Below are 21,301 nucleotides of genomic sequence, written 5' to 3'. Positions count from 1 at the left end.
TCCAGTAGTGAAAGGGGCGGCCAGGAGTCACTCGACACCACTGGTGTCCTGTCTCCCGGGCTTTTATCCCGCCGTGTAACCTCTACTGGAGGTCGCCGACTCTCGGACCAGCCACTTGCCTGTCGGCAAGCCGGAACCCTAGTCGGCTATTGCAAATTGTGGTGCCGCGAAGCTGTGTTGACTCCTGCACACCTATCGTTAAGCGAGAGTTGTGCCAACTTGCTACAGGCCTTGTTTCTCCACGGGTGTTGGAAAAAGGACACAATTTTCCTGCCCGGGATTGCCTTGTGCTGGTGCGGGTTTGCACCGTGATGAGGCGTCCGGGGTTGAAATGTTTTGTAGCATCTTTATGCCGAAGGGTGTCTGGCCTCTGTGGCCTTGTTTATCAAAGGCTTGCGAGCCATTTTGCTACTACCTGATGGTACGGGTGGACAGGGGGAGTCCCGCACTAGATGGCCTTTTTGCTGTCTGATTATTCGTCTGCTGACCCAATGTGCAGACGCCGACCAGCGTCGCTGGTTGTGCCCAATCGCGGTCCAAGGAGGCCGCCATGTATCGAAGACCCTTGCTCATCGCTTTTCTGGCCCTGTTCATGACAGGTTGCTATGCAGGTCCTGGTTACTACGAATCCGAGGTGTACACACAACCGACGACAGTCGTCGCTGGAGGGTATGCTTATGACAACGGTTACCGCTCTTCCTATTATCAGGAGCGGCGCATTTATGTAGCGCCTCAGCCACGCTATTACTACAGCCAGCCACCGCGTTATTACGCGCCACCGCCGCAGCCGCGCTACTACGGTCCTCCACCGCAACCGCGCTATTACAACCCCGGTCGGCCACCGGGCCACGGATGGCGTGACAACAGGTTCCGTGGCAATGACGGTTACCGGAACAACTATCGTAACGACTATCGCAATGACTACCGCGGAGGCGGCCGGTCATGGGATCGCGGCCGGGGTGATGGTCGTTATTGATAGGCAGGTGCCAATGTCCCCTCCTCTTGTGGGAGGGGGCTTGCCCGCGACGAGGCCAGTATTTACGACAAATCCGCCAGCGGATGCCTTCCTTCCCAGGCCTTGGAAAAGTGAGCCTCAATCACTGCTCTCGGTATCCTTGCCACATCCTGCCAGTGCCAATGGGGGGTGTGATCCTTGTCGATCAGGCGCGCCCGCACACCTTCATTGAATTCCGGATGACTGCAGCAGTTGAGGCTCATGGCGTATTCCATCTGGAATACCTGGGCCAGTGACAGATGCCGCGCCCGGATGATCTGTTCCCAGACCAGATGAGCGGTCAATGGGCAACCCTCCAGCAGATTCTTCGCACAACGAGCCAGCAGCGCGTCGTCCTGATGTTGCAGATGTCCGATGGCATTCCAGGCACCGGGCAGATTCCCGACATCCAGTAATTCATCGATCTGTTCCCTGCGCGGCAGCCACTGGGCGGCTGGCAAGCGGGGGAGGGCTTCCTGTTGCAGGGCCTTGAGCAGGCTGTTGAGTTGTACGTCGGTCTGCTCCTGCCAGTTCAGTTGCAGCAGGCTTTCGATCAGCATGTCTTGCTGTTCGTCGAGCAGAAAACGGTCGGCCAGGTCCAGATCCAGCGCGTCACGGCCATTGATGTGAGCGCCGGTCAGCCCCAGAAACAGGCCCAGTTTTCCGGGCAGGCGAGACAGAAACCAGCTGGCGCCCACATCCGGATACAGGCCGATGCTGATTTCGGGCATCGCCAGACGGCTGCTCGGGGTGACGATGCGAATGCTGGCACCTTGCAGCAATCCCATGCCGCCACCCAGAACATAGCCATGGCCCCAGCAGATCAAGGGTTTGGGATAGGTATGCAGGTTGTAGTCCAGGCGATATTCCGCGGCAAAGAAGCTGGCCGCCAGAGGTGGCACGGTGCCTGGAGCCTCGCGACAGGCTTCGGCCAGCGAGCGGACCTCGCCACCGGCACAAAAAGCTTTCGGCCCGTTGCCGCGCAGCAGGACACACACGATCTGCGGGTCGTCTGCCCAGGCCGCGAGTTTGCCCTGAAGGGCTAGAATCATTGGCAGCGACAGGGCATTGAGCGATGTTTCGGCATCCAGGCTGGCGATGCCGATCCGGGCGCCATCTTGCCCGTGCAGCTCTTCAAATTGCAGATTCATCATGACCCTCTCGTAGGCAGTTACAAACGACGTTCTGCCATCCAGTGTAGAAAACTGCTGGTTTACTGCTGCGCATTTGACATTGGCAGCCAGCTTTCCTAGTGTCGCGCAGTGTTTTTACCGGGTATGACCATGACAAGCGATGACCGCATCAAACTTGAGCCCAGCTGGAAGCAGGCGCTGCGCGATGAGTTCGAAAAACCTTATATGTCGCAACTGCGTGAGTTCCTGCGCCAGGAGCATGCCGAAGGTAAGGAAATCTATCCGCCGGGGCCGCTGATCTTCAATGCGCTCAACTCGACGCCGCTGGACAAGGTGAAAGTGGTGATTCTTGGCCAGGACCCGTATCACGGCCCCGGTCAGGCACATGGCCTGTGCTTTTCGGTACAGCCCGGCGTGCCTGCGCCACCTTCGCTGGTGAACATCTTCAAGGAATTGAAGCGCGACCTGAACATCGACATTCCCAACCATGGCTGCCTGCAATCCTGGGCCGATCAGGGCGTGCTGATGCTCAACACCACCCTGACCGTGCAGCGGGCCAACGCGGCTTCCCATGCAGGCAAAGGCTGGCAGCATTTCACCGACAAAGTCATCGAAGTCGTCAGCGCCCATCAGCCGCATCTGGTCTTCCTGCTGTGGGGCTCCCATGCGCAAAGCAAGCAGAAACTGGTGGATGCCACCAAGCATCTGGTACTGACCTCCGTCCACCCGTCGCCGTTGTCGGCCTATAAGGGGTTTCTGGGTAACGGGCATTTTGGTCGTGCCAACAAGTATCTGGAGCAGAATGGGTTGGCGCCGATTGATTGGAGGCTGTCGGATATTTGAGGAGGGAAGGGCCGCAAGCTGCAAGCTTTAAGCTTCAAGTCAAAAGCTTGCAGCTTGCAGCTTGCAGCTTGCAGCTTGCAGCTCCTATCTCCTATCCCACCGCCTATACAACGGCTCTGCCAGAAACATCACAAACAGCAGCCGCATGACTTGCATCGCCGTCACCAGTGGCACCGATAGCTGAAGCACTTCGGCTGTCAGGCTCATTTCGGCGATGCCGCCGGGCATCATGCCCAGGGTCAGGGAGCGCAGGTCCAGGTGGGTGAGGGTGCTAAGGCCGAGGGCGGCGAGGGTGGCTATCACCATGGTCAGCGCCGTGCCCACCAGCGTACGGCCTAGAAAGGACGGTGCCCGTCTGAAGAATTCACGATTGAAATGGCAGCCCAGGCCGCTGCCGATCAGCAGTTGACCGAGCTGGCTGGCGCCGTTGGGCAGTCCGATTTTCAAGTCCCAGGCGACACTGACCACCGAGCTGAGCAGCAAGGGGCCGAATAGCCAGGGGTTGGGTTGTTTGAGGCGTTGCCAGAGCAAAGCCAGTAAAGCGCCAGCGGGCAGCAGAAACAGAAGCCACCGCCAGTCCACGGTTGTGGAGTGCAGCATCGGAGCGCCGTCGCCCAGCAGGTATTTGAAGATCGCCGGTACACACAGCACCACCGCCAGCACCCGCAGGCTTTGAGCCGCAGCCACACTGCTGAGGGTTGCGCCATTGCGTGCGCCGAGGTTGACCATTTCTCCCGAACCACCGGGCATGCTTGAGAAAAACGCCGTAGGGCGATCCTCGCCGGTGCGCAGCATCAGCCACACGCCGACCACGCTGGAAAGGCTGGTGACCAGCGCGCCCACGACAATCAGGCCGAAGTGTTCCAGCACTTGTTCGATGACCACTGGGGTGAAGTGCAGGCCAATCCCGATGCCGATGATCAGTTGCCCGAACTTGCGACCACCGGGGATTTGCGTCAGTTGCCAGGGTGTCAGGCAGCGAACCAGGATGATCGCCAGCAACGAGCCGACCATCCATGGCAAAGGCCAGCCGACCTGGCTGGCGAGGTATCCGCCAAGCAGGCCGACCAGCGGGGTACCCCACCAGCTACGAAAGGACCGGTCAGACATCGGCCAGTGCGCGAGACTGTTTGGAGCGCTTGCGCCAGATCCGGTACAGCGGGAACAGCAGCATGAAAATCGTCACGATCCAGACACCGATGCTGATCGGGCTGGCCCACAGGATTTCCAGCGCGCCATTGGAGATCGACAGCGCACGTCGCAAGTTCTGCTCCATCAAACCACCCAGAATGAAACCGAGCAGGATCGGCGACAGCGGGAAGTCCAGCTTGCGCAGGATGTAGCCGAAGATACCGATACCCACCATCAGGAACAGGTCGAAGGTCGTGGCATGCACGGCATAGACGCCAATCGCGGTAATGATCGCGATCACCGGCACCAGCGCCCAGTTCGGCACGGCAAGGATGCGGGTGAAGATGCGGATCATCGGGATGTTGAGAATCACCAGCATGATGTTGGCGATGAACAACGAGGCGATCAGGCCCCAGACGATGTCCGGTTGCTGCTGGAACAGCATCGGGCCGGGCGTGATGTTGTATAGCGACAGGGCGCCGATCATCACCGCCGTCGTGCCGGAACCCGGAACACCCAGGGTCAGCATCGGCACCAGCGCGCCGCAGGCGGTTGCACCGATGGCGGTTTCCGGGGCTGCGAGGCCGCGCATGTCGCCTTGGCCGAACTTGCCGCTTGGGCCGGCAATGCGTTTTTCGGTCATGTAGGCCACGGCGCTGGCCAGCGTTGCACCGGCGCCCGGCAATACGCCCAGACCGAAACCGAGCAGGCCGCAACGAATGTTCACGATGAACACTGCCGAAGCTTCCTTGAAGTTGAACAGCATGCGCCCGGTGGCTTTCACGGCTTCCTGGCCGCGATGTGTTTTCTCCAGCAGCAACAGAATTTCGCTGATGGAAAACAGGCCCAGCACCAGCACCACGAACTGAATGCCGTCAGTCAGGTGAATGTTGTCACCGGTGAAACGGTACACGCCGCTGTTGGCATCGATACCGACTGCCGACAGGAACAGGCCGATCAGGGCGGCGATGAAGGTCTTGAGTGGCCGGTCACCCGCCATGCCGCCCAGGCAGACAATCGCAAAGACCATCAGCACGAAATACTCTGCCGGTCCGAAGGCGATCGCCCACTTGGCCAGCAACGGCGCAAACAGCACCATGCCGCAGGTGGCGATGAATGCCCCGATGAATGAACTCCAGGCCGACAGCGACAAAGCGACACCCGCCAGTCCCTTGCGGGCCATGGGATAACCGTCCAGCGTGGTCATCACGGTCGAGGCTTCGCCGGGGATGTTCAGCAGGATCGAGCTGATGCGGCCGCCATATTCACAACCCAGATACACCGCAGCCAGGAGAATCAACGCCGATTCAGGCGGCAGGCCCAGGGCGAAAGCGATGGGGATCAGCAGTGCGACGCCGTTGATCGGGCCAAGGCCCGGCAGCAGGCCGACGACGGTCCCGATCAAGGTGCCGGACAGTGCCGTGATCAGGTTGTAAGGCGTGAGGGCGACACCGAATCCCTGGCCCAGATAGCTGAAAGTATCCATATCAATTCTCCAGAACGCTGAGCAGGCCCAAAGGCAAGGGAACGTCCATGGTTTTATCGAACAGCAGATAAAGGCCGACGCTCATCAGAGTCACGACGACGATGCTCGGCACCCAGCGACCGCCATACAGGCGTGCCATGGGAACGCCGATCAGGATGCTGCTGAGGATGAAACCCAGCGGCTCGAACAGACCGGCGAACACCAGCAACAGTGCGATGCAGATGCCGATCTTGATCAGGGTTTCGCGATCCAGAGGGGGTTCGTCTTCGGAATGCACGATGGGCGTCGGGCGAAACAGCAGGTACAGCAAAGCCAGGCCCATCAGCCCGAGCATCAACAGCGGGAAGGCGCGAGGGCCTACAGGTTCATAGGAAAACGGGGCCTGATACGGCCAGGCCATCAGCGTCAGGCCTGCGCATACCAGTAACAGTGCAGCAGCGAAAATGCGTTGCAAGACCATGGGAAGCTCCTGTTTTGCGCCTGCCGGGCAGGCGCAACGGGTCGTCAGTCAATTGAGTTCAACAATCACTGAATCAGGCCGAATTCCTTGGCCAGCATCTTGTAGTCCGCAACCTGTTTCTTGACGTAAGTGTCCAGCTCCGCGCCGGTCATGGCGAAGGGGAACAGCTCGCGCTGATCGCGCAGCTTGGCGAAGTCTTCCGAGGCCAGGATCTTGTCGAACGAGGCTTTCCACCATTCGTAGGCTTCATCGCTGACTTTGGGGCCGACATAGAAACCGCGAACCACAGGCCAGACGATGTCGTAGCCTTGTTCCTTGGCGGTCGGGATGTCTTTCATTTCCGGTTCGTCGATGCGTTTTTCGGCGAAGACCGCCAGCAGGCGCATGTCACCGCTCAGGATATGAGGCATGGAGTCTGAAATGTCGGTACTGCCCACCTGAATGTGGCCGCCGAGCAGGGCTGTCGCGATTTCACCGCCGCCTTCCAGCGCGACATAGCGCAGGGCGCGAGGGTTGATGCCAGCGGCTTTGGCGATCAGCGCTGTCTGCATCCAGTCCTGGCTGCCGACGGTGCCGCCGGAGCCGATCACCACTTTGCTCGGGTCGGTCTTGAGGGCTTGCACCAGGTCATCGAGGTTTTTGTAAGGCGAATCGCTCTTGACCGCGATGGCGCCATAGCTGGTGCCTACTGCCGCGAGCCAGCGTACGGCATTTTCATCGAAGCGGCCGAACTTGCCCTGTGCCAAGTTGAGCAGCGAACCGCTGGACCAGGCCACCAGTGTCCCGGCATCGGAGGGTCGTTGCGCGACCACTGCGTTGTAAGCCACGGCACCGACACCGCCTGGCATGTAGGTCACGCGCATCGGGGTGCTCAGGATTTTTTCGTTGATCAGTGCGCTCTGCACCAGCTTGCAGGTCAGGTCGAAGCCACCGCCCGGCGAGGCCGGCGCGATGCATTCCGGGCGCTTGGGCTCTGCGGCGAACAATTGGGTAGCAACCAGCATGCAGCCGGCGGCCAGGCTCAAATGACGCAAGGATAAAATCATGGTCAGTCTCCTGAAACGTTTTTTGTTTTTGGATAGAGAAGCTGTTCAGTACGATTTTTGTCGAACGTACTGCTGAGCGACACGCTTTATCGTTGACGCAAATGAGTGCATCGCAAGCGGGATGTGGGTTGGCAGGGCTGGAGTGAGGTGGTCGAGGGCTCGACACGATAGACGGTTTGCAAAGCCTGGGATGGCTTGGACATGGTTGACTCCGTTTATTGTTTTTATTTTACAGACGCATCCGGGCGCCTTTTATTACGTACCCATTTTTGCGGGCCGTATCGCGATGCTAAATGGTGAACCTTTCACAAACCTTTCAACTATCTTTCAGGTGGCTACTCAATAGCCTCCAGTTGTTTCAATGCTTCACAGGTTGTGGCACGCCTGTACACTCCATCTTCGTGCCCTCATTACAATATTCATGATTCAGGAGACGGCGATGCGTGTTCTTCTCGTCGAAGACCATCTGCAATTGGCTGAAAGTATCGCCCAGGCGCTCAAGAACGCGGGTTTGAACGTTGATGTGCTGCACGATGGCGTGGCCGCCGATCTGGCTTTGAGCAGTGAGGAATATGCAGTGGCAATCCTTGATGTAGGGCTGCCGCGCCTGGATGGATTTGAAGTGCTGGGTCGTCTGCGGGCGCGGGGCAAGAACCTGCCGGTGCTGATGCTGACCGCACGCAGCGATGTGAAGGATCGGGTTCACGGCCTCAATCTGGGCGCCGATGACTATCTGGCCAAGCCATTCGAGCTTTCGGAGCTGGAGGCGCGGGTCAAGGCGCTGCTGCGTCGCAGTGTTCTGGGTGGTGAGCGGCAGCAGCGCTGTGGTGTGCTGGCCTATGACCTGGACACCAGACGCTTCACTCTGGGCAGCGACCTGCTGACGCTGACCTCCCGTGAGCAGGCCGTGCTCGAAGTGCTGATTGCCAGGCCGGGCCGGGTGATGAGCAAGGAGCAACTGGCGGCCCAGGTGTTTGGTCTTGATGAAGAAGCCAGCCCGGATGCCATCGAAATCTACGTGCATCGCCTGCGCAAGAAGCTTGATGGTCATCCCATCGCGATCGTGACTTTCCGTGGCCTGGGTTATCTGCTGGAAAATCGCGATGCATAACGACAGCCTGCGTTGGCGACTGTTATGGAACCTGGCATTGCTGCTGATCGTGTTGATGCTGGCCAGCGGCATGAGTGCCTACTGGAATGGGCGGGAAGTAGCCGACACGGCCTACGACCGCACGTTGCTGGCTTCGGCACGAACCATCGCGGCCGGCCTGACCCAGCGTGACGGCACGCTGAGTGCGGATGTGCCTTATGTGGCCCTCGATACCTTTGCCTACGACAGCGAAGGCCGTATTTATTACCTGGTCAACGACATCAACAAGACGTTGATTTCGGGCTATGAAAACCTGCCTTCTCCGCCTCCCGGAACCTTGCGCACCGACGATTACCCGGCGCTCGCCAAGTTCTACAACGGAGTCTATCTGGGCCAGGATGTGCGGGTGGTCAGCCTGCTCAAGCCGGTCAGCGAGCCCGGTATGAACGGGATGGCGGAAATTCGCGTGGCTGAAACCCAGGAGGCCAGGGTGCGCATGGCCCGAAGCTTGATGGCGGACACCTTGCTGCGCCTTGGCATGCTGGGCGGCGGGGCCTTGTTGCTGGTCTGGATCACGGTCAGCTCTACCTTGCGTCCGCTGGAGCGATTGCGTACGGCAGTGGAAGAGCGACAACCCGATGACCTGCGCGCGTTGCCCATGGTTGAGGTGCAGCGTGAACTGCGTCCACTGGTGGGTGCGCTCAACCACTTCACTGAGCGCCTGCGTTTGCAGTTCGAGCGTCAGGCGCAGTTTATTGCCGATGCGGCCCATGAGTTGCGCACGCCACTGGCTGCGCTCAAGGCGCGGGTCGAGTTGGGTTTACGTGATTCTGACCCGATGCAGTGGCGTTCAACCCTTGAAGCGGCTGCTCAGGGCACAGATCGACTGACGTCTCTGGCCAACCAGTTGTTGTCGCTGGCGCGCATCGAAAATGGTGCTCGTGCGATTGCCGAAGGCGGCGTGCAGAAGCTGGATCTGAGCCAGTTGGCGCGTGAACTGGGCATGGCCATGGCCCCACTGGCCCATTCCCGTGGCGTTGCGCTGGCGCTTGAGGCTGATGAGCCGGTCTGGTTACGGGGCGAGCCGACGCTGCTCAATGAGCTGCTGAGTAACCTGATCGACAATGCCCTGGCGCATACCCCGGTGGGCGGCAACGTTGTGCTGCGAGTCTATGCGCCATGCGTTCTTGAGGTCGAAGACGATGGTTCGGGCATTCCGCAAGAAGACCGTGAGCGGGTCTTCGAGCGTTTTTACCGCCGCAATCAGCAGGGCAGCGGTTCAGGGCTGGGGCTGGCGATAGTCGGTGAGATCTGCCGCGCCCATCTGGCGCAGATATCCCTGCATGACGGTGCGCAGCGTGGTCTCAAGGTCCGGGTCAGCTTTGCGGCCTATCAGTAAAGCATGCCCATGGCTTCGTCCATTTCCGCGCTCAGCAGTCCACCTGCCACATTCAGTCCCAATTGATGAAAGGCTGGCAGGTCGACAATGTCGATCTGGCTGAAGGGGTGAGTGGTGTTCTTGTGGATATGGATAGTCGCGACCTGCACCAGGTCGATGTAGTCGGCACTTCTGGACACTCGTGTGAAGTCCTGGAACTGCGCGGGGACGGCTGCCAGCGGTTCCGGGAAGTCCCATGAGCGCAGCAGGCGCTCGCCAATGATCGGGTGAATGTTGTCGATCACATGGTTGAGACTGATTGCGTCGGACAGCAGGTCGAAATGGTCTTCGGCATACGTCAGGATCGGCAGGATGCCGATCAGGTGAATCAGTCCGGCGAGCGTCGCCTGATCCGGCTTCAGGTTGGTGTGCCGATGACAGAGGGTGTAGCTGATCCCGGCCACTTGCAGGCTCTGTTTCCAGATTTCCCGCATCTTTTGTTCGACGACTTCCGACTTGGCGTGAAACATCTGCTCGACCACAAGCCCGATGGCCAGGTTACAGGTGTAATTGACCCCCAGGCGACGGATCGCGGTGTTCACGTCGCTGACTTCAAAGTTGGCACGCAGCAGCGGGCTGTTTGCAACTTTAATCAGGCGTGCGGACAGGGCGGTGTCACTGCCGATGACTCTGCTCAGTTCGGCAATGCTTATTTCGGTGTTCTCGGCAGCCATGCGGATCTTCAAGGCTACCTCTGGCAGGGTAGGCAGAAACAAGGCATCTCTATCGATTGCCTTGATCAGGTTTCTCTGCACCTCGTCAGCCATCTTGCTCATGTTGCATCTCGCAGCCGTTAGGGGTGTTCAGACCGCCTGGCGCCGGGTGAGCGTCAGGAGGCCTGATAACTTTTGTGACAGTTGTAGCGCGCGGGTGTTCGCTGCGTGACTTAACGCTGGGTTTCGAGCTTGCTGTCCAGGGTATAGGGCAGTTCGCTCAATTGCAGGGTGGGTCCGTCTGGCGAGCCGAGATGAAGGTTGCCGCTTTCGGCCGCATCGGCCTGCAGCACCGCCAGCAACTCGATGCCTTGTTCGGCACTGGCCGCGATAACGACATTGCCCACGGCGCTGTTGTGGACAGGTGAGAACAGCGACGTGCCGGGTTCAGGAAGCTCGCTGGCTTCAAGTGTCAGGCGATAAAGCCTGCGCTTGAGTTTGCCAAGATACTGCATGCGGGCGACGATTTCCTGGCCGGTGTAACAGCCTTTCTTGAAGCTGACGCCGCCGACGGCCTGCAGATTGATCATCTGCGGGATGAATTCTTCGCGAGTGGTGCCCACGACCTGGCCGATACCGGCGCGGATCTGGCCCAGCAGCCAGTCATTGAGCGGGCCTTCAGCCAGTTGGGCGGCCAGTCGCGACTTCACCTCTTCTGCCTGTTCGGCACGAACCCAGAGTTCGGCGCGTGCAGGGGAAACACGAATGGCAATCAGATCGTTGGCACGTACCAGTGCGTCGGTGTCCTGAGGCAGGTCCAACCCAAGGCCGACCAGTGCACCGTCGCCGTCCTGCAGGCCGAATCGTACCCAGGCTGCACTTTCGTCGGTCAGCTTGGACTTGGAGAAAACGGCGTACTTTTTCAGGTCCAGCAATTGAGGCTCGATCAACTCGCTGGCCATCGCCAGCAGGCAACCGTCGCCTTCAAGCACGATGCGGAAGCTCGACTGCATGCGGCCTTTCTGCGTGCAGCGGGCACCCAGGCTGGATTTGCCGTCGTTCAGGTAGTTGAGGTTGCAGGTCAACTGACCCTGCAGGAATTTGCTGGCATCCACGCCGCGAACGGCAAGAATGCCCTCATGGGATAGCGTGCTGAAAAAAGCTGAGTGGGCCATGGTCATCGCAAGAGGAAAAAGTCTGGGGCACATCATAGTGCCGAGTCGTGAATATGGGTATATGAAAACTGCTGCGACCATTGGGCAATTCGCTCAACCGGCTCGCGCCTGTATACTCGCGGCCTACTTTGAGGAGCGCTCCATGGTCGAAGACGTCGAACTCAACCGCCTTTATTGGCACAGCCGCCGCGGCATGCTTGAACTGGACGTGCTGCTTGTGCCGTTTGTCCGGGAAGTCTACCCGCAATTGAATCAGGAAGATCGTGACCTTTATCGTCGCCTGCTCACTTGCGAGGATCAGGACATGTTCGGCTGGTTCATGCAGCGCGCCGAGTCCGAAGATCCCGAATTGCAGCGCATGGTTCGCATGATTCTGGACCGTGTCCAGCCCAAGTGATGGTTTCGAGTGCCACTGGCAGGCTTCAAGCCTGCTGTTGGTCGGGTATCTGAGCGCCCAGTTGCTGGCGCTTGTTGCCCTGTTTTACCTCGATATTCCCGGCTGGGCGTCTGCGCTCGGCGCTGTGCTTTGTGTTGTACATGGATTGCGGGTCGTTCCCAGGTCGATCCTGCTCAGCCACCGCTCGTCAGTGACGGCCTTGCGGCGTGATCGCAAGGGCTGGCAATTGTGGAGCGAGCAGGGCGGCTGGCAGTCTGTGCAGCTCTGTCGTGACAGCCTGGCTTTGCCATGGATCGTCGTTTTGCGCTTTCGTCCCGTAAAAGAGGGACGAGTCGGGCGCTTTACGAAAAGCATCTGCATCCCCCGCGACGCGCTGACGCCGGATACGCACCGGCGCCTGCGTGTCCGCCTGAAATTCAGTTCGCGTAGGTGGGCGGTACCAGAATAGTGTCCAGTGCCTCGGGCAGCATGTCCGGGTAATCCAGCGTGTAATGAAGGCCACGGCTTTCCTTGCGCTCCATGGCCGAGCGGATCATCAATTCGGCCACCTGCGCCAGATTGCGCAGCTCGATCAGGTCGCGGCTGACCTTGTAGTTGCTGTAGAACTCATCGATTTCATCGAGCAGCAGACGAACCCGGTGCTGGGCGCGTTGCAGGCGCTTGTTGGTGCGCACGATACCGACGTAGTCCCACATGAAGCGCCGCAGTTCGTCCCAGTTGTGCGCAATGATCACGTCTTCGTCCGAGTCGGTGACCTGGCTTGCGTCCCAGGCGGGCAGGTTGTCCGGCATCGGGATATTGGTCAGTTGCTCCTTGATGTCCGCAGCCGCCGAGCGTGCGTAGACAAAGCATTCAAGCAGCGAGTTACTGGCCATGCGGTTTGCGCCGTGCAGGCCGGTGAAGCTGGTCTCGCCAATGGCATACAGGCCGGGCACGTCGGTGCGCCCCTTGTTGTCGACCATCACGCCGCCGCATGTGTAATGCGCGGCCGGCACCACCGGAATCGGCTGTCGGGTGATGTCGATGGAGAATTCCAGGCAGCGCTCGTAGACCGTCGGGAAGTGGGTCTTGATGAAGGCTTCAGGCTTGTGACTGATGTCCAGATAGACGCAATCGATGCCCAGACGCTTCATTTCATGGTCGATGGCCCGGGCAACGATGTCCCGTGGGGCCAGTTCGGCGCGCTCATCGAAGCGGGGCATGAAGCGCTCGCCGTTGGGCAGCTTGAGATATGCGCCTTCGCCACGTAATGCTTCGGTAATCAGAAAGCTCTTGGCCTGCGGGTGATACAGGCAGGTCGGGTGGAACTGGTTGAACTCCAGGTTGGCGACCCGGCAGCCGGAACGCCAGGCCATGGCAATGCCGTCACCACAGGCACCGTCCGGGTTGCTGGTATAGAGGTAGACCTTTGCTGCGCCGCCGGAGGCCAGAATAGTGAAGCGCGCGCCGTAGGTGTCGACTTCTCCGGTCTTGCGGTTGAGTACGTAAGCGCCCAGGCAGCGCTGGCCTGTCAGGCCCAGGCGTCGCTCGGTGATCAGGTCGATGGCGGCGCGCTGATCCAGCAGTTCGATATTCGGGCGCTTGCTGGCCTGCTCGAACAGTGTCTTGAAAATGGCGGCGCCGGTCGCGTCGGCCGCATGGATGATCCGGCGATGGCTGTGGCCGCCTTCGCGGGTCAGGTGGAATTCAAAACTGCTTTCTTCGGTGTCCGAATGTTCGCCACGGGTAAAGGGTACGCCCTGGTCGATCAGCCACTGGATGGATTCACGGCTATGTTCGACCGTGAAGCGCACCGCTTCTTCATTGCACAGACCGCCGCCGGCATTGAGGGTGTCTTCGACATGAGACTGCACGGTGTCAGTGTCGTCGAGCACGGCTGCTACGCCGCCCTGGGCCCAGAATGTAGAGCCATTGGACAGGTCGCCCTTGCTCAGGACTGCAATGCGCAAATGTCCGGGAAGGGTCAGCGCCAGACTCAACCCTGCCGCGCCGCTGCCAATCACCAGTACATCGTGCTGAAAATGTTGACTCATCTATGAATTCTGCCTTTGGCGGCCATCAGGTTCTGTGATTTCAGCATGGTTTTGCGCGGTGCCACGGATCGGGTGGACATGCTTTATTTTGCGCAGTCATGGAGTTCGTGCTGAAACGGCAACAGGCCCTAGTATAAGTAAGGGGGTATCGGCACAATAGCCTCGCCTTTATGGCAATCTGAGACTATTGCGGCACAGGATTGTGCGCCAGTCCCTGATGTCATGCATACCGTTTTCCATTGAGTCGTTTATCAGGGCTTAGGCCTTGGCCTGATTCCAGGGGAAAGGTGTCTTGCGCCTGTTAATGACGCCCGGGAACTTTTAATCGGGCCTATGCTCAATAGCGGGTTGCCTATAAAGGAACAGCGCCGGTCTGCACGAAGTCGATCGATCATCGACAGTGGAGCTGGCGACAAGACTATTCACGCAGCCGACCCAGGTCGAGCTGCGTTTTTCGTGCAGGTCTAATCACTGCCTGCAGGAAACTTGCTTGGAAGGGGAGAACTTTTGCGAAAAGCCCGAGTCTATGTTTGCAAGCCTGAACAATGGCTGATGCAACACCCCTCCATGCTCAACGAGGAGTGTTCATGCTAACCCAGGAAGAGGATCAGCAGCTTGTCGAGCGCGTTCAGCGCGGTGACACGCGAGCATTTGATCTGTTGGTGCTGAAGTATCAGCACAAGATTCTAGGGTTGATCGTGCGATTCGTGCACGACACCCATGAGGCTCAAGATGTTGCACAGGAAGCCTTTATCAAGGCCTATCGTGCACTCGGCAATTTTCGCGGTGACAGCGCCTTCTATACATGGCTGTACCGCATCGCCATCAACACGGCGAAAAACTATTTGGTGTCGCGCGGTCGGCGACCACCAGATAGCGATGTAAGGTCTGAAGATGCGGAGTTCTACGATGGCGATCATGGCCTCAAGGACATCGAATCGCCAGAGCGTGCATTGTTGAGGGATGAGATCGAGGGCACTGTCCATCGGACCATCCAGCTTCTCCCGGAAGATTTGCGCACTGCACTAACTTTGCGTGAATTTGATGGTCTGAGTTACGAAGACATTGCGAGCGTCATGCAATGTCCCGTTGGTACCGTGCGCTCCCGGATCTTCCGCGCTCGGGAAGCCATCGACAAAGCCCTGCAGCCGTTGTTGCAGGAATCCTGAGACAGCGGCGATAGCCAAGAGAGGAAACCGCCATGAGTCGTGAAGCCCTGCAGGAATCGCTGTCCGCAGTGATGGATAACGAAGCGGATGAGTTGGAATTACGTCGGGTACTGAATGCCATTGACGACGCCGAGACACGTGCAACGTGGTCGCGTTATCAGGTAGCCCGTGCAGCCATGCATAAAGAGTTGCTGGTGCCTCATCTGGATATTTCGGCTGCTGTATCTGCCGCAATAGCCGATGAAGTCAGCCCGCTGAAGGTCGCTCGCGGCCCGTGGCGCACTCTGGGTCGTCTGGCCGTTGCCGCTTCGGTAACTGTCGCTGTTCTGGCAGGCGTTCGTCTCTATAACCAGGACGAAATCGCCGGTGCCCAGTTGGCCCAGCAGGTTCAGCAGCCAGCTAACCTGTCCGTGCCTCAAGTGAAAGGCCCGGCAGTACTGGCCGGCTATACCGAACCGACCGAGCAGACCGGCCCTATGGCCAATGGTGTCTTGCAGGGTCAGGCCGGTGAAGGCGATCAGCGTCTGCCAGGTTATCTGCGTCAGCACGCTCAGGAAGCAGCGTTGAAGGGCACTGAAAGCGCGCTGCCATACGCACGTGCTGCAAGTCTGGAAAACCGTTAAGGAAGAACATGCGAGCCGTCCCGCTATTACCGCTTCTGCTCGGTGGATTGCTTGCTCTTCCCGCGCATGCCGATGATGCGCAAGACATGTTCAAACGTCTTGCGCAAGCCAATCAGCAACAGAGCTACCAGGGTACTTTCGTTTACGAACGTAACGGCAGCTTCTCCACTCACCGTATCTGGCACAGTGTCGGTAACGGTAAGGTCAGTGAGAGGCTGCTACAGCTCGATGGCTCTGCCCAGGAAGTCTTGCGTGTTGATGGTCTGACGCAATGTGTCAGTGGCACGCTTGTTTCAGGCGTTGCCAATCCTTCCGATTCGACTGCGCGTATTTTCGATACCCAAAAACTCTCGGCCTGGTACGACATGACGATTGTCGGCAAGTCCAGAGTTGCAGGTCGGGCAGCTACCATTGTGGCCATTACGCCCAAGGATCAGCACCGCTACGGTATCGAGTTGCATGTTGATAACGAAACCGGCCTGCCTCTGAAGTCTCTTCTGTTGAGCGAGAAAGGGCAGTTGCTGGAGCGTTTCCAGTTTACCGAACTCGATACGTCCGCACCTTCCGCAGCGTCGCTGCAACCCAGTTCCGATTGCAAGGCGGTGAGTGCCGTCAAGGCCAGGGCCGAGCCTGCGAGCGCGCCTGTGGCATGGCGCTCCGAGTGGCTGCCGCCCGGTTTTGATCTTAGTAGCAGTGCAGCCCGCAAGGATCCTGCTTCGAAAGCGTTGGTCTCCAGTCTGATGTACAGCGATGGCCTGGCGCGTTTCTCGGTATTCATCGAGTCGGTGAGCGATGGCTTGACTACGGATATTCGTACCCAGCTTGGGCCTACGGTCGCCGTGTCGCGCAGGCTTACTACGCCGCGCGGTGTGGTCATGGTGACGGTGGTTGGCGAGATTCCCATGGGGACCGCCGAGCATGTGGCTTTGTCCATGCGCAGTACCGACATGCAGGCCAGCAAGTAGTCCTGTGCTATGCAGGCAGCGTTGGAAATGATGTCAATGCCCGGGATGTATAAAAGTTTTCATCCTGGGCTCGATAACACGCCAGACCGCAGTTCACCTGGCCTTGGGCAGAGACACTGAAATGTTTGGTGAGGTTTGCAAGTTGCAAAAGCTCTCGTTTTTTTCTATAGGTCACAGCCTTGCAGCTCTGGCCTTTGTCGTTTCTGGGGCCGGAAAGCTGGTCCATGCGTCGCATCCTATGCGGCGCATGAGTCTTTGAGCCAGTCGCTCTGTACTGCTTAACTTTGCTCGTTGTTAACGGGAGCCGTATGTCGATACCACGTTTGAAATCTTATGTTTCGCTGATTGCCGCCGTGATGATGCTCGGCCAGGTCGCTGTGGCTCAGGCCGAGGACTTGCCGGATTTCACTGTACTGGTTGAACAGGCTTCGCCTGCGGTAGTGAATATCAGCACCCGTCAGAAAATGCCTGATCGTGCAGTCGCCGGTCAGATTCCGGATATGGAAGGCCTGCCGCCCATGCTGCGCGAGTTTCTCGAGCGCAGCATGCCGCCTGGATCTCGTGCTCCCGGAAAGGGTGATCGCCAGCGCGAGGCTCAGTCCTTGGGTTCAGGCTTCATCATTTCCGGTGACGGCTATGTCCTGACCAACAACCACGTGATCGATGGTGCCGATGAAATCATCGTTCGCCTTTCCGATCGCAGTGAATTGAAGGCCAAGCTGGTCGGCACCGATCCGCGTACCGACGTTGCTGTCCTGAAGATCGATGGCAAGAACCTGCCTACCGCCAAGCTGGGTAACTCCAACAAGCTGAAAGTGGGTGAGTGGGTGCTGGCCATCGGTTCACCGTTCGGCTTTGATCATTCGGTAACCAAAGGCATCGTCAGTGCCAAGGGCCGCAGTCTGCCGAACGATACCTATGTGCCGTTCATTCAGACCGACGTAGCGATCAATCCGGGGAACTCCGGTGGTCCGTTGTTCAACATGGCCGGTGAAGTCGTGGGCATCAACTCGCAGATATTCACCCGCTCTGGCGGGTTCATGGGCCTGTCGTTCGCCATCCCTATCGATGTGGCCATGGATGTCGCCAATCAGCTCAAGGCCAGCGGCAAGGTCAATCGTGGCTGGCTGGGTGTAGTGATCCAGGAGGTCAACAAGGACCTGGCCGAGTCCTTCGGTCTCGACAAACCTGCTGGTGCCCTGGTTGCACAGGTGCTTGAAGATGGCCCTGCAGCAAAAGGTGGCCTGCAGGTCGGTGATGTGATCCTCAGCGCCAACGGTCAACCGATTGTCATGTCCGCAGACCTTCCGCACCTGATCGGCAATCTCAAGGACGGCAGCAAGGCCGAGCTTGAAGTGATCCGTGATGGCAAGCGTCAGAATCTGACCGTCACCGTCGGTGCTCTGCCGGACGAAGGTCAGGAAATGGGCGCTACAGGTCCGGGAGCCGAGCGCAGCAGCAATCGCCTGGGTGTTTCGGTGATCGAACTGACCGCCGAGCAGAAGAAGAGCTTCGACCTCAAGGGCGGTGTGGTCATCAAGGAAGTGCAGGGTGGTCCGGCAGCCTTGATCGGTCTGCAGGCGGGTGATGTCATCACTCACCTGAACAATCAGGCCATCGTTTCGGCGAAGCAATTCACTGAGGTCGCCAAGAGCCTTCCGAAGGATCGTTCCGTCTCCATGCGCGTTCTGCGTCAGGGGCGGGCAAGTTTCATTACCTTCAAACTGGCCGAATAATCGGCAGGTTTGACGAAAAAGGGCGGTCGATACCGCCCTTTTTTGTGGGTGTCTGCCGGATGGGTATTGTTCTGTCTACCTCTGGGCGTGACGCCTCTTGCTTCCTTCAGGTACAATTCCCGGCTATTTTTCGGCGGGCAATCTGCCTGCAACCTTTTTGAGTGTTGATCCGTGAGTGATTTGAGTCATATCCGCAATTTCTCCATCATCGCCCACATTGACCATGGCAAGTCGACGCTGGCCGACCGCTTCATTCAAATGTGCGGTGGCCTGTCCGAGCGCGAAATGGAAGCGCAGGTCCTCGACTCCATGGATCTTGAGCGCGAGCGCGGGATCACCATCAAGGCCCACAGCGTAACCCTGTACTACAAGGCCAAAGACGGTAAGACCTACCAGCTGAACTTCATTGACACCCCGGGCCACGTGGACTTCACCTATGAAGTCAGCCGTTCCCTGGCAGCCTGTGAAGGCGCGCTGCTGGTCGTCGATGCCGGTCAGGGCGTGGAGGCACAGTCGGTTGCCAACTGCTACACCGCTATCGAGCAAGGCCTTGAGGTCATGCCGGTACTGAACAAGATGGACTTGCCGCAGGCCGATCCCGACCGCGTCAAGGAAGAGATCGAGAAGATCATCGGCATCGATGCCACCGATGCAGTGGCATGCAGCGCCAAGAGCGGCATGGGTGTCGACGAAGTGCTGGAGCGTCTGGTTGCGACCATTCCGGCACCTGAAGGCAATATCGAAGATCCGCTGCAGGCGTTGATCATCGACTCATGGTTCGATAACTACCTGGGCGTTGTTTCCCTGGTGCGTGTTCGCCATGGCCGCGTCAAGAAAGGCGACAAGATCCTCGTCAAATCCACCGGCAAGGTGCATCTGGTCGACAGCGTGGGTGTGTTCAACCCCAAGCACACGGCGACCGTTGACCTCAAAGCCGGTGAAGTAGGCTTCATCATCGCGGGCATCAAGGACATTCATGGTGCTCCGGTCGGTGACACCCTGACCCTGAGCTCTACTCCCGATGTCGATGTGCTGCCAGGCTTCAAGCGCATTCAGCCTCAGGTCTACGCCGGCCTGTTCCCGGTCAGTTCGGACGATTTCGAAGATTTCCGTGAAGCGCTGCAAAAGCTGACGCTCAACGACTCTTCGCTGCAATACCTGCCGGAAAGCTCCGATGCTCTGGGCTTCGGTTTCCGCTGCGGCTTCCTGGGCATGCTCCACATGGAGATCATCCAGGAGCGTCTGGAGCGTGAATACGATCTGGACCTGATTACCACTGCGCCAACGGTAATTTTTGAGCTATTGCTCAAGAGCGGTGAAACGATTTACGTCGACAACCCGTCCAAGCTCCCTGACCTGTCCGCTATCGAGGACATGCGCGAACCGATCGTGCGGGCCAATATTCTTGTGCCTCAGGAGCACCTGGGCAACGTCATTACGCTGTGTATCGAGAAGCGTGGCGTGCAGCACGACATGTTGTTCCTCGGTACTCAGGTTCAGGTGAGCTATGACCTGCCGATGAACGAAGTGGTCCTGGACTTCTTCGATCGTCTCAAGTCTGTCAGCCGTGGTTATGCTTCGCTGGATTATCATTTCGATCGTTACCAGTCAGCCAATCTGGTCAAGCTCGATGTGTTGATCAACGGCGAGAAGGTCGACGCCCTGGCGTTGATCGTGCATCGTGACAACGCGCACTACAAAGGTCGTGCGTTGACCGAAAAAATGAAAGAGCTGATTCCGCGGCAGATGTTCGATGTGGCAATCCAGGCTGCCATTGGTGGTCAGATTGTGGCGCGTACAACCGTCAAGGCACTTAGAAAGAACGTACTGGCCAAATGTTATGGCGGCGACGTAAGCCGTAAGCGCAAGCTGCTTGAGAAGCAAAAGGCCGGTAAGAAACGCATGAAGCAGGTCGGCAACGTGGAAATTCCACAGGAAGCCTTCCTTGCAGTGCTCAGGTTGGAATAGTCAGGTCCTATGTCACTAAATTTCCCGCTGTTGTTGGTCATCGCAGTCTTTGTCTGTGGCGTGCTCGCACTGATCGATCTGGTTTTCCTGGCGCCTCGTCGCCGGGCGGCCATTTCGACTTATCAGGGCAGTGTCAGTCAGCCGGACATCGCGGTTGTTGAGCAATTGAACAAAGAGCCTTTGCTGGTCGAATACGGCAAATCGTTCTTCCCGGTGCTGTTTCTCGTGCTGGTGCTCCGTTCGTTTCTGGTCGAACCCTTCCAGATTCCTTCGGGCTCCATGAAACCGACACTGGAGGTGGGTGATTTCATCCTGGTGAACAAGTTCTCCTACGGCATCCGCCTGCCGGTGCTGGATCAGAAGGTGATCCAGATCGGCGATCCGAAGCGTGGCGACGTCATGGTGTTTCGCTACCCGAGCGACCCGAGCGTCAACTACATCAAGCGTGTCGTGGGCCTGCCGGGCGACCATATCCGCTACACCAGCGACAAGCGTCTGTTCGTCAATGGTGAGCTGGTTGCCAAGAAGCTGATCGGCAGCGAGCCGGGTACTCTGGGCAGTGCCGAGCTCTATGAAGAGCTGCTGGGCGATGTCGAGCACCAGATCCGTCAGGAAATGAGCCGCTACCGTGCGCCGCCTGACAGCGAGTGGACTGTGCCGGCCGAGCATTACTTCATGATGGGCGACAACCGCGACAACTCCAATGACAGCCGTTACTGGGACGATCCGAACATTCCCAAGAACGAGCTGGGCATGGTTCCTGACAAGAACATCGTCGGCAAGGCGTTTGCTGTCTGGATGAGCTGGCCGGAGCCCAAACTCAGTCACTTCCCTAACTTTTCACGGGTAGGGCTGATCAAGTAATCAATGCGGCGCTGCTAGAACAGCGCCGTATCTCATTTGGGCTGGTCCGAAACGTTTCTGATCGACAAGTCATGTCGGTTACGTGAACGGGCTATCC

21 protein-coding genes and 1 riboswitch are annotated in these 21,301 nt (G+C 58.4%); of the genes, 12 read left to right on the top strand and 9 right to left on the bottom strand.

All coding sequences use genetic code 11. The features are described from left to right. Positions 1–50: 50 nt before the first annotated feature. Positions 51–153: riboswitch (guanidine-I (ykkC/yxkD leader) on the bottom strand. Positions 154–634: 481 nt separating this feature from the next. After that, positions 635–976, top strand: a complete 342-nt coding sequence (locus K5D32_RS08820) for a hypothetical protein (RefSeq protein ID WP_025261591.1) — start codon at positions 635–637, stop codon at positions 974–976. A gap of 62 nt (positions 977–1,038) precedes the next feature. On the opposite strand, the gene K5D32_RS08815 is transcribed toward K5D32_RS08820, so the two are convergent. Then, a complete protein-coding gene (locus K5D32_RS08815) occupies positions 1,039–2,145 on the bottom strand; it encodes an enoyl-CoA hydratase/isomerase family protein (protein WP_221592664.1) in 1,107 nt (368 codons plus the stop codon). A 132-nt stretch (positions 2,146–2,277) separates the two neighbouring features. Between K5D32_RS08815 and ung the strand changes: the two genes are divergently transcribed. Then, positions 2,278–2,970 carry a uracil-DNA glycosylase gene (gene ung, locus K5D32_RS08810; RefSeq protein WP_221599901.1) on the top strand — a complete coding sequence of 231 codons (693 nt, stop codon included), beginning with the start codon at positions 2,278–2,280 and terminating at the stop codon, positions 2,968–2,970. A gap of 84 nt (positions 2,971–3,054) precedes the next feature. Here the strand turns inward: ung and K5D32_RS08805 are convergent, their stop codons facing one another. The 4 genes from K5D32_RS08805 to K5D32_RS08790 form a co-directional block, all read right to left on the bottom strand. Beyond that, positions 3,055–4,080 carry an AbrB family transcriptional regulator gene (locus tag K5D32_RS08805; RefSeq protein ID WP_221599899.1) on the bottom strand — a complete coding sequence of 342 codons (1,026 nt, stop codon included), beginning with the start codon at positions 4,078–4,080 and terminating at the stop codon, positions 3,055–3,057. Next, positions 4,073–5,587 (bottom strand): tripartite tricarboxylate transporter permease, encoded by a 1,515-nt coding sequence (locus K5D32_RS08800; protein WP_221592534.1) that lies wholly within the window; start codon positions 5,585–5,587, stop codon positions 4,073–4,075. The genes K5D32_RS08805 and K5D32_RS08800 overlap by 8 nt, the downstream gene beginning before the upstream one ends. Position 5,588: 1 nt before the next feature. After that, positions 5,589–6,047, bottom strand: a complete 459-nt coding sequence (locus K5D32_RS08795; RefSeq protein ID WP_221592535.1) for a tripartite tricarboxylate transporter TctB family protein — start codon at positions 6,045–6,047, stop codon at positions 5,589–5,591. 65 nt (positions 6,048–6,112) lie between these two features. Then, positions 6,113–7,099 carry a tripartite tricarboxylate transporter substrate binding protein gene (locus K5D32_RS08790; RefSeq protein ID WP_221592665.1) on the bottom strand — a complete coding sequence of 329 codons (987 nt, stop codon included), beginning with the start codon at positions 7,097–7,099 and terminating at the stop codon, positions 6,113–6,115. Between the two features lie 433 nt (positions 7,100–7,532). Here K5D32_RS08790 and K5D32_RS08785 point away from each other — a divergent pair, with 433 nt between their 5' ends. Together K5D32_RS08785 and K5D32_RS08780 are read left to right on the top strand one after the other, a co-directional pair. Beyond that, positions 7,533–8,204, top strand: coding sequence for a response regulator (locus tag K5D32_RS08785; protein WP_025261585.1), 672 nt, complete (start codon positions 7,533–7,535; stop codon positions 8,202–8,204). Beyond that, a complete protein-coding gene (locus K5D32_RS08780; RefSeq protein ID WP_221599897.1) occupies positions 8,197–9,582 on the top strand; it encodes a sensor histidine kinase in 1,386 nt (461 codons plus the stop codon). Before K5D32_RS08785 ends, K5D32_RS08780 begins: the two co-directional genes overlap by 8 nt. On the opposite strand, the gene K5D32_RS08775 is transcribed toward K5D32_RS08780, so the two are convergent. Continuing rightward, complete coding sequence (locus tag K5D32_RS08775) at positions 9,576–10,397, bottom strand: HDOD domain-containing protein (RefSeq protein ID WP_221592537.1); 822 nt, start codon at positions 10,395–10,397, stop codon at positions 9,576–9,578. The two genes, K5D32_RS08780 and K5D32_RS08775, sit on opposite strands and share 7 nt — an antisense overlap. 110 nt (positions 10,398–10,507) lie before the next feature. Beyond that, a complete protein-coding gene (locus tag K5D32_RS08770) occupies positions 10,508–11,449 on the bottom strand; it encodes a folate-binding protein YgfZ (RefSeq protein ID WP_221599895.1) in 942 nt (313 codons plus the stop codon). Positions 11,450–11,591: 142 nt separating this feature from the next. On the opposite strand from K5D32_RS08770, the gene K5D32_RS08765 reads away from it, so the two are divergent. Together K5D32_RS08765 and K5D32_RS08760 are read left to right on the top strand one after the other, a co-directional pair. Further along, the gene (locus K5D32_RS08765) at positions 11,592–11,846 is read left to right on the top strand and encodes a succinate dehydrogenase assembly factor 2 (protein WP_025261581.1); all 255 of its coding nucleotides are present in this window, start codon (positions 11,592–11,594) and stop codon (positions 11,844–11,846) included. Then, positions 11,830–12,294 carry a protein YgfX gene (locus K5D32_RS08760; RefSeq protein ID WP_221599893.1) on the top strand — a complete coding sequence of 155 codons (465 nt, stop codon included), beginning with the start codon at positions 11,830–11,832 and terminating at the stop codon, positions 12,292–12,294. Before K5D32_RS08765 ends, K5D32_RS08760 begins: the two co-directional genes overlap by 17 nt. Here K5D32_RS08760 and nadB read toward each other — a convergent pair. Beyond that, complete coding sequence (nadB, locus tag K5D32_RS08755) at positions 12,263–13,879, bottom strand: L-aspartate oxidase (protein WP_221592540.1); 1,617 nt, start codon at positions 13,877–13,879, stop codon at positions 12,263–12,265. The two genes, K5D32_RS08760 and nadB, sit on opposite strands and share 32 nt — an antisense overlap. A gap of 587 nt (positions 13,880–14,466) precedes the next feature. Here nadB and rpoE point away from each other — a divergent pair. From rpoE to K5D32_RS08740, 3 genes are read left to right on the top strand one after another with little or no spacing between them, the layout of a single operon-like run. Next, positions 14,467–15,048 (top strand): RNA polymerase sigma factor RpoE, encoded by a 582-nt coding sequence (gene rpoE, locus K5D32_RS08750; protein ID WP_002554912.1) that lies wholly within the window; start codon positions 14,467–14,469, stop codon positions 15,046–15,048. A 32-nt stretch (positions 15,049–15,080) separates the two neighbouring features. After that, positions 15,081–15,671 (top strand): RseA family anti-sigma factor, encoded by a 591-nt coding sequence (locus tag K5D32_RS08745; protein ID WP_025261578.1) that lies wholly within the window; start codon positions 15,081–15,083, stop codon positions 15,669–15,671. Between the two features lie 8 nt (positions 15,672–15,679). Beyond that, positions 15,680–16,636 (top strand): MucB/RseB C-terminal domain-containing protein, encoded by a 957-nt coding sequence (locus tag K5D32_RS08740; RefSeq protein WP_221592541.1) that lies wholly within the window; start codon positions 15,680–15,682, stop codon positions 16,634–16,636. Positions 16,637–16,643: 7 nt separating this feature from the next. Here the strand turns inward: K5D32_RS08740 and K5D32_RS08735 are convergent, their stop codons facing one another. After that, positions 16,644–16,862 carry a hypothetical protein gene (locus tag K5D32_RS08735; protein ID WP_221599891.1) on the bottom strand — a complete coding sequence of 73 codons (219 nt, stop codon included), beginning with the start codon at positions 16,860–16,862 and terminating at the stop codon, positions 16,644–16,646. A 130-nt stretch (positions 16,863–16,992) separates the two neighbouring features. Here K5D32_RS08735 and K5D32_RS08730 point away from each other — a divergent pair, with 130 nt between their 5' ends. The 3 genes from K5D32_RS08730 (at position 16,993) to lepB (ending at position 21,204) form a co-directional block, all read left to right on the top strand. After that, positions 16,993–18,372: a DegQ family serine endoprotease gene (locus tag K5D32_RS08730; RefSeq protein WP_232924487.1), complete on the top strand. Its 1,380-nt coding sequence runs from the start codon at positions 16,993–16,995 to the stop codon at positions 18,370–18,372. Positions 18,373–18,543: 171 nt separating this feature from the next. Then, positions 18,544–20,340, top strand: a complete 1,797-nt coding sequence (gene lepA, locus K5D32_RS08725; protein ID WP_221592542.1) for a translation elongation factor 4 — start codon at positions 18,544–18,546, stop codon at positions 20,338–20,340. A gap of 9 nt (positions 20,341–20,349) precedes the next feature. Beyond that, the gene (lepB, locus tag K5D32_RS08720; protein WP_221576130.1) at positions 20,350–21,204 is read left to right on the top strand and encodes a signal peptidase I; all 855 of its coding nucleotides are present in this window, start codon (positions 20,350–20,352) and stop codon (positions 21,202–21,204) included. The last annotated feature ends 97 nt before the right edge of the window (positions 21,205–21,301 follow it).

The organism is Pseudomonas cichorii (assembly GCF_019719005.1).
Classification (GTDB): domain Bacteria; phylum Pseudomonadota; class Gammaproteobacteria; order Pseudomonadales; family Pseudomonadaceae; genus Aquipseudomonas; species Aquipseudomonas cichorii_E.
Note: the sequence above shows the minus strand (reverse complement) of the source record. Positions and strands in the feature narration are given on the sequence as shown.

What these genes read in the sequence shown, in the direction of transcription:
- K5D32_RS08740 (WP_221592541.1), top strand. Translation starts at nt 15,680, where the DNA reads ATGCGAGCCGTCCCGCTATTACCGCTTCTGCTCGGTGGATTGCTTGCT.
- K5D32_RS08765 (WP_025261581.1), top strand. Translation starts at nt 11,592, where the DNA reads ATGGTCGAAGACGTCGAACTCAACCGCCTTTATTGGCACAGCCGCCGC.
- K5D32_RS08795 (WP_221592535.1), bottom strand. Translation starts at nt 6,047, where the DNA reads ATGGTCTTGCAACGCATTTTCGCTGCTGCACTGTTACTGGTATGCGCA.
- K5D32_RS08770 (WP_221599895.1), bottom strand. Translation starts at nt 11,449, where the DNA reads ATGGCCCACTCAGCTTTTTTCAGCACGCTATCCCATGAGGGCATTCTT.
- ung (WP_221599901.1), top strand. Translation starts at nt 2,278, where the DNA reads ATGACAAGCGATGACCGCATCAAACTTGAGCCCAGCTGGAAGCAGGCG.
- K5D32_RS08730 (WP_232924487.1), top strand. Translation starts at nt 16,993, where the DNA reads ATGATGCTCGGCCAGGTCGCTGTGGCTCAGGCCGAGGACTTGCCGGAT.
- K5D32_RS08745 (WP_025261578.1), top strand. Translation starts at nt 15,081, where the DNA reads ATGAGTCGTGAAGCCCTGCAGGAATCGCTGTCCGCAGTGATGGATAAC.
- nadB (WP_221592540.1), bottom strand. Translation starts at nt 13,879, where the DNA reads ATGAGTCAACATTTTCAGCACGATGTACTGGTGATTGGCAGCGGCGCG.
- lepB (WP_221576130.1), top strand. Translation starts at nt 20,350, where the DNA reads ATGTCACTAAATTTCCCGCTGTTGTTGGTCATCGCAGTCTTTGTCTGT.
- K5D32_RS08800 (WP_221592534.1), bottom strand. Translation starts at nt 5,587, where the DNA reads ATGGATACTTTCAGCTATCTGGGCCAGGGATTCGGTGTCGCCCTCACG.
- K5D32_RS08735 (WP_221599891.1), bottom strand. Translation starts at nt 16,862, where the DNA reads ATGGACCAGCTTTCCGGCCCCAGAAACGACAAAGGCCAGAGCTGCAAG.
- K5D32_RS08785 (WP_025261585.1), top strand. Translation starts at nt 7,533, where the DNA reads ATGCGTGTTCTTCTCGTCGAAGACCATCTGCAATTGGCTGAAAGTATC.
- K5D32_RS08815 (WP_221592664.1), bottom strand. Translation starts at nt 2,145, where the DNA reads ATGAATCTGCAATTTGAAGAGCTGCACGGGCAAGATGGCGCCCGGATC.
- K5D32_RS08780 (WP_221599897.1), top strand. Translation starts at nt 8,197, where the DNA reads ATGCATAACGACAGCCTGCGTTGGCGACTGTTATGGAACCTGGCATTG.
- K5D32_RS08775 (WP_221592537.1), bottom strand. Translation starts at nt 10,397, where the DNA reads ATGAGCAAGATGGCTGACGAGGTGCAGAGAAACCTGATCAAGGCAATC.
- K5D32_RS08805 (WP_221599899.1), bottom strand. Translation starts at nt 4,080, where the DNA reads ATGTCTGACCGGTCCTTTCGTAGCTGGTGGGGTACCCCGCTGGTCGGC.
- rpoE (WP_002554912.1), top strand. Translation starts at nt 14,467, where the DNA reads ATGCTAACCCAGGAAGAGGATCAGCAGCTTGTCGAGCGCGTTCAGCGC.